Genomic DNA, 13,959 nt, shown 5'->3' with positions numbered 1-13,959 from the left:
GTTTTTCTAATAAGCGCTATTTCGGCGTTTCTTTCTCCGCTTTCGATACCTTCAAGTTAAATTCTCTTTCCTGCTCCTCAATAATCGCTCGATCCTCTGCATTATCTCTCACTACTTTTTGCGTCAAAATCGATCCAACTGCTACCAGAAGCATGCATGCGATATAATACCCCTTTTCGTGCAGCTGAAGACCTGTCGCATTGTATAAACCGATGGAAAATAGCAGTACACCTGCGCCCAATGTAAAGTATGCCAAGAAAGTGAAGGCTCCCGTGTTGCGCATCCGATGCTTTTGTGGATACATATATAACACCCCTCACATTTTGTTCATGTCGCTCATGCAAACAAATAGAAGTCAACCGGACGATTTCTCGCCCGGTTGCTTCTACGGATTACTTCACAGCTTCTTTCTTTCCAAAGAAAGTACGCAACGCCTTGTATACCTCTCCCTTTTCCCGAATGACACAATGCATGAATTTCGGCTCTTTGATGTGGCGATAGGCTGACATGAGGGTGCTGTGCCTATTATACTGATTCACTTCCCCATAGCCGAACATATTGCATCTTTCCATGAGCTCTTTTACCAGCTTTACGCAACGCTCATTGTCAGACGTGAGATTGTCGCCATCGGAAAAATGGAACGGGTAAATGTTGTACTGCGATGTCGGGTAGCGGCTGTCGATGATCTCCAACGCTTTTTTGTAGGCAGAGGAGCAGATCGTCCCCCCGCTCTCCCCTTTCGAGAAAAAGGTGTCCTCCGTCACTTCCTTCGCATCCGTATGATGGGCAATGAAGACGATCTCGACCTTTTCGTACTTGGTGCGCAGAAAACGTACCATCCAGAAGAAAAAGCTGCGGGCGATATACTTTTCAAACACGCCCATCGACCCGGAAGTATCCATCATCGCAACAATGACAGCATTGGAATGAGGCTTGATGATCTCTTCCCACGTCTTGAAGCGCAGGTCATCATCAGTGATCCCCAGCTCCATATCACTGTAGCCTGCCAACGCATTTCGGCGAATGGCCGCAATCAGCGTACGTTTTTTATCAATGTTGCCCATCAAGCCCTTTTTCCTGACATCATTGAACCGAGTCTCTTCTACGACGATTTGTTCCTCGTCTTTTTGTTGAAGGTTCGGCAGCTCCAGCTCGGCGAAAAGCATCTCCTGCAATTCTTCTACGCTGATTTCAGCCTCGTAGTAGTCTATACCTGGCTGATCACCCGCTCCCTGACCTTTTCCTGGCCCTTGCGCCGGGTCGCCGTCACGGGCTATGACATCGCCAACTTTACTGTTTCCTTTACCTTGACCGCCATGTTTTCCCTTTTGGAAGTTAAAACGCAATCGGTATTCATCCAGGGAGCGAATAGGGATCTTAATGACTTCCCGACCATTCGACATGATGATGTTTTCTTCGCTGACGAGATCGGGCAGATTTTTTTTGATCGCTTCTTTCACTTTTTCCTGGTGTCGATTTTGGTCCTGGTACCCTTTGCGGTGCAGCGACCAGTCTTCCCGGGAGACAATGAACGATGATTCATCTTTCATGCCGTCTCCTCCTAGCAACTGGCGCAATCTGCGCCGAATATGATTATGACGTGCCCCTCATGTCGCCAACGTTCTGTCATCTGTTCAACAGGCTTCCCACATAGCGCAGCAGCTCATTTGCGCAAACCGGGCAATATTGATGCTCTTCGATAAGACGCTTGGTAACCTCATTAATTTTCTTGAGCTGATGCTCATCCGGTGTTTTATTCGAGGTCGTAATCTTGACGACATCCTTCAAATCGGCAAACAGCTTCTTCTCGATAGCTTCCCGCAGACGGTCATGCGTGCTGTAGTCAAAGCGCTTCCCTTTACGCGCATAGGCCGAGATACGGATGAGAATTTCTTCACGGAAGGCCCGCTTGGCATTTTCCGAAATTCCGATTTGCTCCTCGATGGAACGCATCAGGCGCTCATCTGGATCCATCTCCTCACCTGTAACGGGGTCACGGATTTTATTCATGTTGCAATAAGCTTCCACATTGTCCAAATAGTTATCCATGAGCGTTTTTGCCGACTCTTCGTAGCTGTAGACAAACGCCTTCTGTACTTCTTTTTTCGCCAGCTCATCGTATTCCTTGCGCGCGATAGAGATGAAATTCATATACCTCTCCCGCTGCTCCTTTGTGATGGATGGATGCTGGTCAAAGCCTTCTTTTAGCGCCCGAAGAATATCAAGCGCATTGATGCATTCCGTGTCGCGGCGGATCAGTGCGCTGGAGATACGGTTGATGACATAACGCGGATCAATACCGGACATTCCTTCATCGGCATGCTCATTTCGCAGCTCTTCCAGATCGGCTCCCTTGAAGCCTTCCACCGATTCACCGTCATACAGCCGCATCTTTTTCAGCAGGTCGGCCCCTTGTTTTTTCGATTCTTTCAGGCGGGTCATAATGGAAAAGACTGCTGCTGACCGGAGCGCATGCGGTGCAATATGCACATGCCCCAAGTCAGATTGCTTGATTAATTTCGCATATATTTTTTCTTCATCGCTGACACGCAGATTATACGGCATCGGCATGACGATAATCCGAGATTGCAGTGCCTCATTTTTCTTATTCGCAATAAAAGCCTTGTACTCTGATTCGTTCGTATGTGCAACAATCAGCTCATCTGCAGAAATGAGGGCAAAACGACCTGCCTTAAAGTTTCCTTCCTGTGTCAGCGACAGGAGATGCCACAAAAATTTCTCGTCGCATTTCAACATTTCCTGAAACTCCATCAATCCACGATTGGCTTTGTTCAGCTCACCATCGAAGCGATACGCACGAGGGTCGGACTCAGAGCCGTACTTCGTAATCGTCGAGAAGTCGATGCTCCCCGTCAAATCGGCAATATCCTGTGACTTTGGATCGGAAGGGCTAAATGTACCGATCCCGACCCGATTCGCTTCGGAAAACAAAATCCGACGAACAGGGAAATCCTCGATGCACCCTCCAAATTCGGTCTCCAACCTCATCCGATTATAGGGTGTCAATTCTCCTTCAATCTTGATTCCCAGCTCTTCTTCCACCTCTGGACGCAGCTCGTGCGGTATGAGATGAAGTGGTTCTTCGTGCATAGGGCAGCCATCAAGCGCATAGATCGCTCCAGCTTCGGTTCGCGAATACTCTTCCAGTCCTCGCTTGAGCATCGTCACGAGCGTAGACTTACCGCCACTGACAGGTCCCATCAAGAGCAAGATGCGTTTGCGGACATCCAGACGACGTGCAGCCGAGTGGAAATATTCCTCCACTAGGCGCTCAACTGAACGATCCAATCCGAAGATTTCACGACTAAAAAATTGATACGAACGTGATCCGTCCTCGTTCTCTTCAACCCCCGCGCTCTTAATCATGTTGTAGACGCGTGAATGCGCAGTCTGGGCAATTTGCGGATTTTTACGTACCAATTGCAAATATTCGCCGAATGTTCCTCTCCACATCAGGTTTTCTTCGCGGGCCCGGTGCTCAGCGATCCGTTTTAAAATGTCCATGTTCGACACTCCTCCCTCTTAAGCCCCTCTCTCTTCCCAACGGCAATGTACTCTCATGTATATGTCCGCCTGCGGTCACGCATTCACTTCACGTGCAAGCCGTTTTTTCTCCGGTTGCCAACAGGCTCTTACAGCCTTTACATATGTGTATGCGCGACATCAGCACAAGTTTCAGCAATCTTCCCATAAAAATAAGGCACATTACTTTTTGGCAGCTTGGAAGATTACGGAATTGTAAGGTTTAACGAGCGCAGCTGTAAGCTGATTCGATGGTTTGTAATCCCTGCCCCCCTGTAAAATACAATCATAAGCAACATACACGGAAAGCCAATATGGATTGGCTACAATAACGGGAGGAACGAACATGGACATCCAAACAGAACGTATTCAAGTGAAAAAAGGACTTTATTTGACCGGCATCGCAACCATGGTGATTCTTTCGGTATTTATTTACCAAGCTGTGACAGGAATGGAACTCGATACAGGAGAAATACTGAGTGTGCCCATTGCGCTTAGTGCCTTTTTAAAACTCGTGAATGACCATCGAAAATTGTCACTTACGTAAGGGCCTTACAGCTTTAATCCGTTTGCAAAGTGGGCAGGCTACGCTATAATGGGAGTAGTTTGTTTACGAAAGGAGCTGTCAATATGGGTACATTTATCGTAGCACTGGTCTTCGGAGCTTTTCTGTTTTTCATTCTGACAGCTGGCTACAACGAGGACAAAACCTGGAACATGTAAGAAGCATCCAGGGGAAAAAAGCAGGCTGCCTACTGCGGCAACCTGCTTTTTTTGTTTTCTTGTTATTTCTTATTCTCTTTCTTTTCTGCTTTTTTCGTCTCGATTTCTACCTTGATTTCTTTTGCGCTCTTGCCTGCTGTGTCAACGCCCCACTTGACCGCCTTTTCTTTCAGGTTCTCGAGCTGTTCTTGCTTCTTCGTTTCTTTTGCTGCCTTTTTCTCAGCGCTTTCTGCTTTTTTTGCTTCTTTAATAGCCGCTTTTACTTCCTTCGCTGTTTTACCTGCCGTGTCAACTCCCAGCTTTACAGCTTTCTCGTTTAGCTTGGCGAGTTGTTCTTGCTTCTTCGCTTCTTTTGCCGCTTCTTTTGCCGCTTTTTTCGCAGCGTTTTCTGCTTTCTTTGCTGCTTTTGCTTCTTGAATCGCTGCTTTTACTTCCTTATTTGTTTGATCTGTGGTTTCGACGCCCCACTTGGCAGCCTTCGCGTTCAGTTTGGCTCTGTTTTCTTCCTTTTTCTCCGCTTTCGAGTGGGCAACTGTAGAATCCGCTGCTGTATCGGCCGCAGCCACTACAGAAATACCACTAAACAGCAAGGTAGCCATTACCAGAGACGAAACGAGTTTTTTCATGAGATTTCCTCCTTTATTATGTGTAAAACGTGGTTGTACACTCCTAGCCTACCTGATGATTTTGGGAAAAGTATGTGAAAAAGCAGGCTTGACCATTTTTTCAAACGGACAGCCTGCTCCTCGTCTATTCTTTCATGGTCTTTTCTTAGCCTGCAAACACACCACTTTTTTCAGAAATCGCCGTAAACAGCTCTTCTAATGATCCCCGCTGATCTACCGGATACTGAGGCTCACCACGGTCTTCCATCCAATTGGTTACCAGAAACGTTTTCATTCCCAGCTTGGATGCGACCATGTCCTCCTGCATGTGATTGCCGACCATGACACAGTCTGTCGGCTCAACCCCAAGCTTTTGGCAAATCTCTTTATAATAACCAGGATTCGGCTTCGTGAAATGCGATTCCTCATACACGGTGACCAGTTCGAAATCATCCGGTGACATCCCGATCCAAGCGAGGCGATGATGAATCGCATCACGCGGGAAAACGGGATTCGTCGCAACTGCAACCCGAAATCCTTGCTCTTTGGCGGCAGCAACAATCTGCTTAGCCCATGGCGAAGGATACGTCAGGTGAGAAAGTGTAGGAAACACATCGCGATAAAACGAATCGAACAGAGGCCATATTTCCTCCCGATCCCACTCACTGTGTTCCGTAAAATGTTCGATAAAAACTTGCTCGTTCGTCTTGTCAGGCTCTTGGCTCATGATCATCGCCTTGGTCGCATCCCAAATCAGCCCCAACAGCTTTTCAGTATCGTACTTATCTCCGACATGGCGACCTACTTCAACCAAATAACTTTTAACAAAGGGGTCTGTCTGCATCTCTAATAGCGTACCGTCCAAATCAAACAGGATGGTGTTCACAGTCATAATGGATCTCTCCCTCTCAAATGCCTTACGATAGCGATGGAAAACCTAATTGGCGAAGTCCCTCAAACAAGACAATCGCTGCACAATTGGACAGATTCACAGAACGGGTCGCACCGCTCATTGGGATTCGAATAGTCTGCTCCCGATATTTTTCAGTCAGCTCTTCCGGCAAGCCCGTCGTCTCCTTGCCCAAAATAATGTAGTCGCCATCCTGGAAAGAAACATCCGTATACAATTTTTCCCCCCAGGTCTCCACAAAGTAAAAAGTGCCCGCACCTTCTCCTTGTGCCGCAGCAAACTGCTCGAAGCTCTCATGATGGTGAACGTTAACCGCATGCCAATAATCGAGACCAGCTCGCTTCAGGTAACGATCTTCCGTTGAAAATCCGAGCGGATGAATCAAATGCAGATGCGCTCCTGTCGCTGCACATGAACGGGCGATATTTCCCGTATTGGCAGGGATGAGCGGCTCATGCAAAACAATATGTAACGGCATATCTGAAAATCTCCTTGTAAATTGCGAACTTGTTACCTGTACACGTCCTATTATACCACCGCGCCCAGCTTCTGTAACAAATGGAGTGCCTGCTGCATCTAATCAGAAAACTTTGGCTATCGAAGGAGTGATGATTAGATGGGGACACCCATTTCATTTGGGCGACGCCTTGTCGTACATGTGAGCATCCTAAGTTTGATCCTGTTAAGTACCAGTTGGATGTGGGCTGATTTTTCTTCGTTCCCTGCCCTGGAAGCATGGAGCATGATTCTCGGCTATCTCTCGTTTATTTTGATTGGCTGCACCTTATTGATTGCTCCACTCCAGTCCTTGTTTCCTGCTGGCTGGATGACTATTAGCTTGTCCATTCGTCGAGCTATCGGCATATGGGCTGGGCTAACTGGACTGCTGCACGTCATTCTTGTGCTCGTGCTTTTTGAAAATGAGCCTCGCCTGATGATCTTACATGAAAACCATTCTGAAAAGGCGGATGGATTGCTGGGTCTGTTCTTTGTCGCTTCCTCTGATCAGACCATGTGGCCATCTCCCAACTGGACCCTCACAGGCGTTGCGAACTATCTTGGGCTGTTTGCCTTTTTCATTCTATTAGCTCTGTGGCTGACATCTTCTGCACGCGCAGAAAAATGGCTGAGTGGCTCCAGTTGGAAAAGGCTTCATCTCGCCAATCCATGGCTTTTTGCCATCGTCTTGTTCCATGGCTTGATTTACATCCAATCCATTAAAGGAGAGCCGCATACCTTTTCAGACATGCTCGTTTTCGCAGCAATAATTTGGATGATTCGCAGCATCGCTTTTATACGAAGAGCTTTTTTTCGCAAGCGATAATTACACCCCTCTTATATGAAAGAAGGCATAGCGCATTTTGGGTGTATAGGCTGTGGAATCCTCATATGCCCAATAACGCATGCTGCTATCTGTCGTATGGGCATTCACTAACGGCATCTGATTCGCGTCTTTTGCGACCACGATCGTATTGTGCTGAAAACGCCCATCCCCGTCAAAATCATAACAAATGATATCACCTGGGACCAATTCGGCCGCAGAGCTTTTCGTAACTGCCCGCATAGGTGGTCCACCCGATTTCAAAAGCAAATACAAGCTATGCGCTACCGTCCAGCTATAGCTCCAAGAGGCGCTTTTTCCCGTGCGAATCCACCAGCCCTTGCCCATCTCTTTCGACATCAGCATCGGAATTCCGCCAGCGTGTAAACATTGTGAAATAAAATTCGTGCAGTCATCCGTAAAACGAGGATATATCGGATTTGTCGTATCCCAGTAGCGTTCAGCATACGCGACTGCATTTGCAGGATTGTAGCCTCCCGCTCCATGCACAACCAGCATAGGTTGATCATTGGCATCCTGGACGCCTGACACAACGATGACAGGCTCCTCCTCTTCTTCGACCACCAATTTTTGATCACCGTTCGACTCCCTTGCCCCGATGATCGACCACTTTTCATTCCTCTTGAGCAACTGGAGCTGGAACAGTCTTTTGTTTGCCTCTTTATACTGGGTATGCTTGATCCCCAGCGTTTTATTTTCTTGCCATTGAACCGTTATTTCCATGGTGGCATCGGTATCTATCCAACACAAGGGCGTTACTTGTCCCTGGACAGCCAATAATTTGACTCCCCGCTCCTCGGCTCTCCGCTTCTCCCGATTCAGTCGATCCCATTCTTCCTGCACACCAGACTCTTTTGCGCAATAAAAAGGCAACAGCCGCTCATACCTTCCGTCCATAGATGACTGGTGAACTGCTTGAAAGTATTGCTGAACAAATTCACGCCATTCCACCTTCCCCTCCTCCTTTCCGCCTCTCAAACAGCGACATAGACTCATAAACCGTTCATCTCAATGAAGAATATGTCGCTCGTGGAGCATTCAGAAGAAAAAGAAAAGCTGCCCGAGCAAGCAGACAGCTATTAGGAAGAAGCATTAGCAAACAGTGGACCTTCTTCTAAGGACAACAAATATTCTTTAATGGATAAGCCACCGCCGTATCCGACCAAGGCACCATTCGAGCCAATGACACGATGGCACGGTATAATAACAGGAATCGGATTGCGATTGTTCGCACCGCCAATAGCCCGAACAGCTTTCGCCGCTCCAATCGCCAAGGCAATATCTTTGTAAGAACGAGTTTCACCATAGGGAATGTTCGATAGCTCATTCCATACAGCCTTTTGAAAGGGAGTACCGTACAATACGGTTGGAACATCAAACGACTTGCGCTTGCCTGCAAAATACTCTTCTAGCTGTATTTTTGCAGGCTCATTAATCGTATCGTTACGCGTTGGGGTAATCCCTAAGAACGTTTTTTTGCACCAGCGCACAAGCGGCGCCAATCCGTCTTGTTCATTGGCAAACTGAATGTAGCACAGCCCTTCTTCTGTAGAAGCCAAGAGCAATGGTCCAATCGGTGAATCCATCATGGTATAGCCTAATTCCTTTGCCATTTTACGTCCTCCCTGTCTTGTTCAGACTAAGCTTGTGCACGAATCATGCTCATGCCTTTTTCTATCTCTTCCACCACTTCTGGTGACGTCTCTTTTGCTTTTGCGGTAATGAGCGCCCCTTGTGCCTGCTCTCCCCCGATTTTTCCAAGCGCCCATGCAGCAGTTCCGCGGATGACTGGACGAGGGTCTTCGAACAAAAGACGCTCCAAATGAGGAACAGCTGTCCGATCCTTGAAATGTGCAAGCGCTAGTATTGCATTGCGCTGAATGGGTTTTTTGCCTCGCCAAGATGAAGAGGATTGGCCGAACTTCTCCTTGAACTCCTTATTGCTCATCTGAAGCAGAGGAATCAACAAAGGCTTGGCAATTTCCGGATCTGGCTGAAATTCAGCATGATGGGCGTTGTCGATGCGACGATTCTTAGGACATACCGTCTGACAAGTGTCGCAGCCATACAGCCGATTCCCGATTTTTCCACGGAATTCATCTGGAATGAAGTCTTTCACCTGAGTCAAATAAGCAACACATCGCTGCGCATCAAGCTGCCCGCCCTGAATCAAGGCTCCGGTCGGACAAGCGTCTACACATATATTGCAGTCGCCGCAGCCTTCTTCGATTGGTTGATCGCTTGGCAATGGAAGATTCGTTACAAGCTCCCCCAAGTACACCCATGATCCGAACTCTGGCGTTATGATGGCGCAGTTTTTTCCTACAAACCCAATACCAGCCCGCTCGGCTACCGCACGATCAGACAATGCTCCTGTGTCTACCATGGATTCGATCCGAGCCCCTGGCTCCAACTCCATAATGAATCGCGTCAGCTTGTCCAGCTTATCGCGCAGAACGTGATGGTAATCGGTTCCCCATGCTGCACGGCATAAGATTCCCCGATACGCACCAGGCTCTGACTTTGGTGGATTTTTGAGCTTGGATGGATAGGCGAGCGCTATAGAAATCAGCGAACGCGCCCCGTCCAACAACAGTTCCGGGTTCGTCCTCTTTTCTAAATCAGGCTCTTCAAATCCAGATTCATAGCCCTTTTCTCGATGTACAATAAGCCGCTCTTTTAAGGTCGTGAATGGATCGGCACTGGCAAACCCGATCTTATCGATTCCGATTTCCTTGGCATAGTCAATGATGGACTGCTTTGTCTGCTCCCAGTACAGCAAGTCGTTCACAGTTGTTTAATCGCTCCTGTCGCCAATTCGTCGCAGCGGTTGTTCCATTTGTTGTCGGCGTGTCCTTTGACTTTTACGTACTCTACCTTGTGGGTGTCCATCAATTGCAGCAGTTCTTTCCATAGGTCCTGATTCTCCACCTGCTGGCCTTTGCTGTTTTTCCAGCCGTTTTTCAGCCAGCCTTTATACCAGCCCTGCTTGAAACAGTTGACCAAGTATGCACTATCACTGTATAGCGTCACCTTACACGGCTCCTTCAATGTAGAAAGCGCCTTGATGGCCGCCAACAGCTCCATTCTGTTATTCGTTGTATGCGGTTCCGCACCGGACATTTCCTTGATGTGTTGGCCGTACATCAGTACAGCTCCCCAACCACCTGGTCCTGGATTGCCGGAACAAGCTCCGTCTGTATAAATATCAACCTCACGCATTGTCATCGTCAGGGGTTCCCTCCTCTGTTCTCTTCTATTGTATCGAAGCTTAGTCGCTTCCACAAAAATTTTTTGTTATACTACCCAAAATAGGATTAGTAAGGAGTGGCTATTGATGAAAGTTCAGCTAGATTCTTCCGTGTCCGAGCGTCTGCCGCAATTTTCTCTCGGCATTTTACAATACAGCAATGCTTCCGTTAGTGACTCCCCCAAAATGCTGCAGGGACGCATTAATTATTATGTGGAAAGCTTGCGGCTGGATCACGACACTGCAAACCTGACGGAAATTGAAGGCATCCGCGAGTGGAGAGCCTGCTTTAAGCAAGTTGGCATTGATCCATCCAGATACCGCCCTTCCTCCGAAGCCTTACTGCGCCGACTGCTACAGGGAAATCCCTTTTTCTGGATTAATAGCGCTGTTGATGTTAATAATTTTTTCTCCGTTTTGCATGCGCTCCCTTTTGGGATTTATGACGTCAATCACCTAACCGGTGATATCACTTGTCGTCTTGGCCACCCCGCTGATGCCTATGAAGGATTAAATGGACGCGAAGTCAACATGGAAGGAAAATTGCTGCTCGCTGATGGTAACGGCGCATTTGGGAGTCCCATTGTCGATTCCAAGCGTTCATGCGTGACGGAACAAAGCAGCACGCTCCTCCAAGTCATCTTTTTCCATGAAAAAATGGAACAATCCAAAAAAGAAGAAATTGTAGGTTCAGTTGGTCGCATGTTTACAGAAATTAATGGTGGCGAACTGACTCACTCCTCGATTGTTACTGCCTAAGAAAAAGACGGCCCGTCATGCAGCCTGGCCGTCTTTTTTTGCGCTATCTTCTTCCTTTTTTCTAAAAACAATATGTTCTAGGACTAAGCACACAATAACTCCAAGCAGTAAGCCATTGCCGAACAAGAAGCTGGCTAATGCTGGAAGTTGCTGCCAAGCTGCAGCAGGTACGAACATGACCCCGATCCCTACCAGCAGCGAGCTCCCCCCAACAATAATCGTACGTTCGTCCATTTTCACATTCACGTAATCCTTCAACCCGAAGCCAAGCAGTTGCGTATAGGAAATGAACATCGCCGCATATGCCACCGGAGTAGGCAGAGCCGCCAAAAAATGGGCAACAGTGGGAATTAGCCCAATCAGCATCATCCCCAGCATCGCTATCACAAATGGCAAGCGCGATGCCATTTTCGTCGTTTGAATCACCGCTGCTGCCAAGGAAAGTGGAATCATGCCTACCACACCGCTCAAGCCAGATAGGAAATGGGATACCCCTGTAAAAATACCTCCGCGATTGTACTGCTTTTCAGTAGGCACGGTGTCTGTCGCTTTGCCCATGACCGACAAACTCGTCATGAGGTTTGTCAACAGAACGAACCCTGTAAGCATACTCGTTAATACAACGCCCCAATCCCAGCGTGGAGGTCCCCAAAAGAAAATAGAAGGCCATGAAAATAATTGCTCAGTAGACCGAACTGGTTCCGTCCATCCAAGAAGCGCGTACACGATCCAGCCCCCAACCATGCCAAACAAAACGGCAAAACTGGAGAATCGCTTCGTCCGCATAATAAACACAACAAGGGCTACGATCCCTATGGACACAAGTGCTACACCCGGTTGTACCTCTTTAGAATGCTGAAAACCAATACCGAGCATGCCCGTGAGAATGTTGCTACACAAAGAAACAGCAAGCAAAATCATATACGTACCTGAAACCAGCGGCGTAAACCACTTCTGTAATTTGCCAATCCAGCCTAATAAGCCAAAAATGAAAAAGAGTAGACCTGCTAATATCATACCCACTTGAAAGGATTGACCGATTTCTTGTGGATGGAGACCCATGCTCGTTCCGAGTTGAGCCAAAATGATAAAGATCCCCCACCATAGTCCAGCCGGACCTTCTATCATCGGATAGCGGTGTCCAATCCATACTTGCAGTAGTGAAGCGAGTCCAATGTAAAACATGGTCTGCTGCATCAGCTTTCCAATTTCATCAGCCTGCAAGCCGTACATATCTCCAATCATTAGTGGTACCGCCACACTGCTGGAAACAGTTACAATCATCCATTGCAATACAGACAGCGTCGTAATCCCCATTGGCGGCTTGTCTTGTAGTTTATAAAACACCTCAACCACCTCGTCCTTTTACGTACACAAGTTGTCTATTTCCCTGTCTACACTATGTGCATATTAAAGCAGAAAAAAACCCCAATCATCAAGATATCTTGACATTCAGGGTTAGCTTGTAAAAGTATGGTGCCGGTGAAGGGACTTGAACCCCCACGGTTTCCCTCACGATTTTGAGTCGCGCGCGTCTGCCATTCCGCCACACCGGCAATTATTTTGGAGGAGGCACCCGGATTTGAACCGGGGGTGAGGGTTTTGCAGACCCGTGCCTTACCACTTGGCTATGCCTCCATGATATAAGGTAAAAAAATTTGAGAAATGGAGCGGACGAAGGGTCTCGAACCCTCGACCTTCGCCTTGGCAAGGCGACGCTCTACCAATTGAGCTACGTCCGCATTTTAATGGCTGGGGTACTAGGATTTGAACCTAGGAATGACGGAGTCAAAGTCCGTTGCCTTACCGCTTGGCTATACCCCAATAAGTAATCCCCAACTATGAATTTATGGGGCGATCGATGGGACTTGAACCCACGAGTGCCGGAGCCACAATCCGGTGCGTTAACCCCTTCGCCACGACCGCCATGATTACTACTATTGTGTTGAAAAATGGCAGGGGCAGTAGGAATCGAACCCACACCAAAGGTTTTGGAGACCTTCGTTCTACCGTTAAACTATGCCCCTATAAAGGTGGCTCGGGACGGAATCGAACCGCCGACACGAGGATTTTCAGTCCTCTGCTCTACCGACTGAGCTACCGAGCCTTATATCCATGCTTTGCGCGCCAATTTCATTTGATTAGAAATGGCGGAGCTGACGGGACTCGAACCCGCGACCTCCGGTGTGACAGACCGGCGTGAACTCCAACTTCACCACAGCTCCATATTTGGTTGCACCCACTGGGTACTCCGATCCCACTTGATCAAGAAGATTACTCGACGTAGAGCAAGTAGAAAATTTGGTTGCGGGAGCAGGATTTGAACCTGCGACCTTCGGGTTATGAGCCCGACGAGCTACCGAGCTGCTCCATCCCGCGATAGTTAGGACGACTGAGTGTCAGTGTTAGCTGACCTTCCTTGCCCTTTGATATGAGTGGTGGAGGCTGACGGGATCGAACCGCCGACCCTCTGCTTGTAAGGCAGATGCTCTCCCAGCTGAGCTAAGCCTCCAGAACCCCTGCGTTTGCAGGGCGGTTTGCTAGGTGACCCGTAGGGGATTCGAACCCCTGTATGACAGCGTGAAAGGCTGCTGTGTTAAACCGCTTCACCAACGGGCCAAGATGGCGGATGGAGTGGGATTTGAACCCACGAGACGGTTCGACACCGCCTACACGATTTCCAATCGTGCTCCTTCGGCCGCTCGGACATCCATCCATATGGCTCCTCGGGACGGACTCGAACCGCCGACCGATCGGTTAACAGCCGATTGCTCTACCAACTGAGCTACCGAGGAACGTTGAAGGTTTGTTCCTTCAAAACTGAATA

Annotated in this window: 14 protein-coding genes and 13 tRNA genes; 3 read left to right on the top strand and 24 right to left on the bottom strand. The window is 48.2% G+C overall.

The window, feature by feature from the left end:
* Window positions 1–16: 16 nt before the first annotated feature.
* The 3 genes from C7R94_RS18520 to C7R94_RS18510 form a co-directional block, all read right to left on the bottom strand.
* The gene (locus C7R94_RS18520; protein WP_047070376.1) at window positions 17–304 is read right to left on the bottom strand and encodes a YiaA/YiaB family inner membrane protein; all 288 of its coding nucleotides are present in this window, start codon (window positions 302–304) and stop codon (window positions 17–19) included.
* 88 nt (window positions 305–392) lie between these two features.
* Window positions 393–1,550, bottom strand: coding sequence for a sporulation protein YhbH (gene yhbH, locus C7R94_RS18515; protein ID WP_106783545.1), 1,158 nt, complete (start codon window positions 1,548–1,550; stop codon window positions 393–395).
* A gap of 76 nt (window positions 1,551–1,626) precedes the next feature.
* Window positions 1,627–3,525, bottom strand: coding sequence for a PrkA family serine protein kinase (locus tag C7R94_RS18510; RefSeq protein WP_106783543.1), 1,899 nt, complete (start codon window positions 3,523–3,525; stop codon window positions 1,627–1,629).
* Window positions 3,526–3,889: 364 nt separating this feature from the next.
* Here C7R94_RS18510 and C7R94_RS18505 point away from each other — a divergent pair, with 364 nt between their 5' ends.
* Window positions 3,890–4,090 (top strand): hypothetical protein, encoded by a 201-nt coding sequence (locus C7R94_RS18505; protein ID WP_106783541.1) that lies wholly within the window; start codon window positions 3,890–3,892, stop codon window positions 4,088–4,090.
* Between the two features lie 238 nt (window positions 4,091–4,328).
* Here C7R94_RS18505 and C7R94_RS18500 read toward each other — a convergent pair whose 3' ends face one another.
* The 3 genes from C7R94_RS18500 to trmL all read right to left on the bottom strand — a co-directional run bounded on the left by C7R94_RS18500 (window position 4,329) and on the right by trmL (window position 6,259).
* On the bottom strand, window positions 4,329–4,892 hold the full coding sequence (locus C7R94_RS18500) for a hypothetical protein (RefSeq protein ID WP_106783539.1): 564 nt from the start codon (window positions 4,890–4,892) through the stop codon (window positions 4,329–4,331).
* 145 nt (window positions 4,893–5,037) lie between these two features.
* Window positions 5,038–5,763, bottom strand: a complete 726-nt coding sequence (locus C7R94_RS18495; protein ID WP_106783536.1) for an HAD family hydrolase — start codon at window positions 5,761–5,763, stop codon at window positions 5,038–5,040.
* A 25-nt stretch (window positions 5,764–5,788) separates the two neighbouring features.
* The gene (gene trmL, locus C7R94_RS18490) at window positions 5,789–6,259 is read right to left on the bottom strand and encodes a tRNA (uridine(34)/cytosine(34)/5-carboxymethylaminomethyluridine(34)-2'-O)-methyltransferase TrmL (protein WP_047070363.1); all 471 of its coding nucleotides are present in this window, start codon (window positions 6,257–6,259) and stop codon (window positions 5,789–5,791) included.
* 138 nt (window positions 6,260–6,397) lie between these two features.
* On the opposite strand from trmL, the gene C7R94_RS18485 reads away from it, so the two are divergent.
* On the top strand, window positions 6,398–7,105 hold the full coding sequence (locus tag C7R94_RS18485; protein WP_106783534.1) for a ferric reductase-like transmembrane domain-containing protein: 708 nt from the start codon (window positions 6,398–6,400) through the stop codon (window positions 7,103–7,105).
* Here C7R94_RS18485 and C7R94_RS18480 read toward each other — a convergent pair whose 3' ends face one another.
* From C7R94_RS18480 to rnhA, 4 genes are all read right to left on the bottom strand, one after another.
* Complete coding sequence (locus tag C7R94_RS18480) at window positions 7,106–8,074, bottom strand: amidase domain-containing protein (protein WP_106783531.1); 969 nt, start codon at window positions 8,072–8,074, stop codon at window positions 7,106–7,108.
* Window positions 8,075–8,202: 128 nt separating this feature from the next.
* Complete coding sequence (locus tag C7R94_RS18475; RefSeq protein WP_106783529.1) at window positions 8,203–8,736, bottom strand: methylated-DNA--[protein]-cysteine S-methyltransferase; 534 nt, start codon at window positions 8,734–8,736, stop codon at window positions 8,203–8,205.
* Between the two features lie 26 nt (window positions 8,737–8,762).
* Entirely contained in the window at window positions 8,763–9,914 is a 1,152-nt protein-coding gene (gene queG / locus C7R94_RS18470) for a tRNA epoxyqueuosine(34) reductase QueG (protein WP_106783526.1), read from the bottom strand.
* Complete coding sequence (rnhA, locus tag C7R94_RS18465) at window positions 9,911–10,345, bottom strand: ribonuclease HI (RefSeq protein WP_173630755.1); 435 nt, start codon at window positions 10,343–10,345, stop codon at window positions 9,911–9,913. The genes queG and rnhA overlap by 4 nt, the downstream gene beginning before the upstream one ends.
* A gap of 115 nt (window positions 10,346–10,460) precedes the next feature.
* Between rnhA and C7R94_RS18460 the strand changes: the two genes are divergently transcribed.
* Entirely contained in the window at window positions 10,461–11,132 is a 672-nt protein-coding gene (locus C7R94_RS18460; RefSeq protein ID WP_047070358.1) for a B3/B4 domain-containing protein, read from the top strand.
* Window positions 11,133–11,147: 15 nt separating this feature from the next.
* Here C7R94_RS18460 and C7R94_RS18455 read toward each other — a convergent pair whose 3' ends face one another.
* The 14 genes from C7R94_RS18455 to C7R94_RS18390 all read right to left on the bottom strand — a co-directional run bounded on the left by C7R94_RS18455 (window position 11,148) and on the right by C7R94_RS18390 (window position 13,927).
* A complete protein-coding gene (locus C7R94_RS18455) occupies window positions 11,148–12,479 on the bottom strand; it encodes a purine/pyrimidine permease (protein ID WP_106783524.1) in 1,332 nt (443 codons plus the stop codon).
* A gap of 127 nt (window positions 12,480–12,606) precedes the next feature.
* Window positions 12,607–12,688: transfer RNA gene (locus C7R94_RS18450), tRNA-Leu, on the bottom strand.
* Between the two features lie 8 nt (window positions 12,689–12,696).
* A tRNA-Cys gene (locus C7R94_RS18445) sits at window positions 12,697–12,770 on the bottom strand.
* Window positions 12,771–12,798: 28 nt separating this feature from the next.
* Window positions 12,799–12,874, bottom strand: a tRNA-Gly gene (locus C7R94_RS18440).
* Window positions 12,875–12,881: 7 nt separating this feature from the next.
* Window positions 12,882–12,956: transfer RNA gene (locus C7R94_RS18435), tRNA-Gln, on the bottom strand.
* Window positions 12,957–12,982: 26 nt separating this feature from the next.
* A tRNA-His gene (locus C7R94_RS18430) sits at window positions 12,983–13,058 on the bottom strand.
* A gap of 27 nt (window positions 13,059–13,085) precedes the next feature.
* A tRNA-Trp gene (locus C7R94_RS18425) sits at window positions 13,086–13,159 on the bottom strand.
* 7 nt (window positions 13,160–13,166) lie between these two features.
* Window positions 13,167–13,239: transfer RNA gene (locus C7R94_RS18420), tRNA-Phe, on the bottom strand.
* 41 nt (window positions 13,240–13,280) lie between these two features.
* Window positions 13,281–13,357, bottom strand: a tRNA-Asp gene (locus tag C7R94_RS18415).
* 77 nt (window positions 13,358–13,434) lie between these two features.
* Window positions 13,435–13,511: transfer RNA gene (locus C7R94_RS18410), tRNA-Met, on the bottom strand.
* A gap of 57 nt (window positions 13,512–13,568) precedes the next feature.
* Window positions 13,569–13,644, bottom strand: a tRNA-Val gene (locus C7R94_RS18405).
* A 33-nt stretch (window positions 13,645–13,677) separates the two neighbouring features.
* A tRNA-Glu gene (locus C7R94_RS18400) sits at window positions 13,678–13,751 on the bottom strand.
* Between the two features lie 4 nt (window positions 13,752–13,755).
* A tRNA-Ser gene (locus C7R94_RS18395) sits at window positions 13,756–13,848 on the bottom strand.
* A gap of 3 nt (window positions 13,849–13,851) precedes the next feature.
* Window positions 13,852–13,927: transfer RNA gene (locus C7R94_RS18390), tRNA-Asn, on the bottom strand.
* Window positions 13,928–13,959 lie beyond the last annotated feature (32 nt).

It is taken from the genome of Brevibacillus sp. NRRL NRS-603 (assembly GCF_003013445.1).
Taxonomy (GTDB): Bacteria; Bacillota; Bacilli; order Brevibacillales; family Brevibacillaceae; genus Brevibacillus; species Brevibacillus formosus.
The sequence above is the reverse complement of the archived record's forward strand: the minus strand, read 5'-3'. Positions and strand labels throughout refer to the sequence as shown.

Excerpts from the sequence above, each read along its gene's own strand:
- C7R94_RS18495 (WP_106783536.1), bottom strand. The coding sequence starts at position 5,763 with ATGACTGTGAACACCATCCTGTTTGATTTGGACGGTACGCTATTAGAG.
- trmL (WP_047070363.1), bottom strand. The coding sequence starts at position 6,259 with ATGCCGTTACATATTGTTTTGCATGAGCCGCTCATCCCTGCCAATACG.
- C7R94_RS18475 (WP_106783529.1), bottom strand. The coding sequence starts at position 8,736 with ATGGCAAAGGAATTAGGCTATACCATGATGGATTCACCGATTGGACCA.
- C7R94_RS18505 (WP_106783541.1), top strand. The coding sequence starts at position 3,890 with ATGGACATCCAAACAGAACGTATTCAAGTGAAAAAAGGACTTTATTTG.
- C7R94_RS18500 (WP_106783539.1), bottom strand. The coding sequence starts at position 4,892 with ATGAAAAAACTCGTTTCGTCTCTGGTAATGGCTACCTTGCTGTTTAGT.
- C7R94_RS18510 (WP_106783543.1), bottom strand. The coding sequence starts at position 3,525 with ATGGACATTTTAAAACGGATCGCTGAGCACCGGGCCCGCGAAGAAAAC.
- C7R94_RS18485 (WP_106783534.1), top strand. The coding sequence starts at position 6,398 with ATGGGGACACCCATTTCATTTGGGCGACGCCTTGTCGTACATGTGAGC.
- C7R94_RS18520 (WP_047070376.1), bottom strand. The coding sequence starts at position 304 with ATGTATCCACAAAAGCATCGGATGCGCAACACGGGAGCCTTCACTTTC.
- yhbH (WP_106783545.1), bottom strand. The coding sequence starts at position 1,550 with ATGAAAGATGAATCATCGTTCATTGTCTCCCGGGAAGACTGGTCGCTG.
- C7R94_RS18460 (WP_047070358.1), top strand. The coding sequence starts at position 10,461 with ATGAAAGTTCAGCTAGATTCTTCCGTGTCCGAGCGTCTGCCGCAATTT.
- rnhA (WP_173630755.1), bottom strand. The coding sequence starts at position 10,345 with ATGCGTGAGGTTGATATTTATACAGACGGAGCTTGTTCCGGCAATCCA.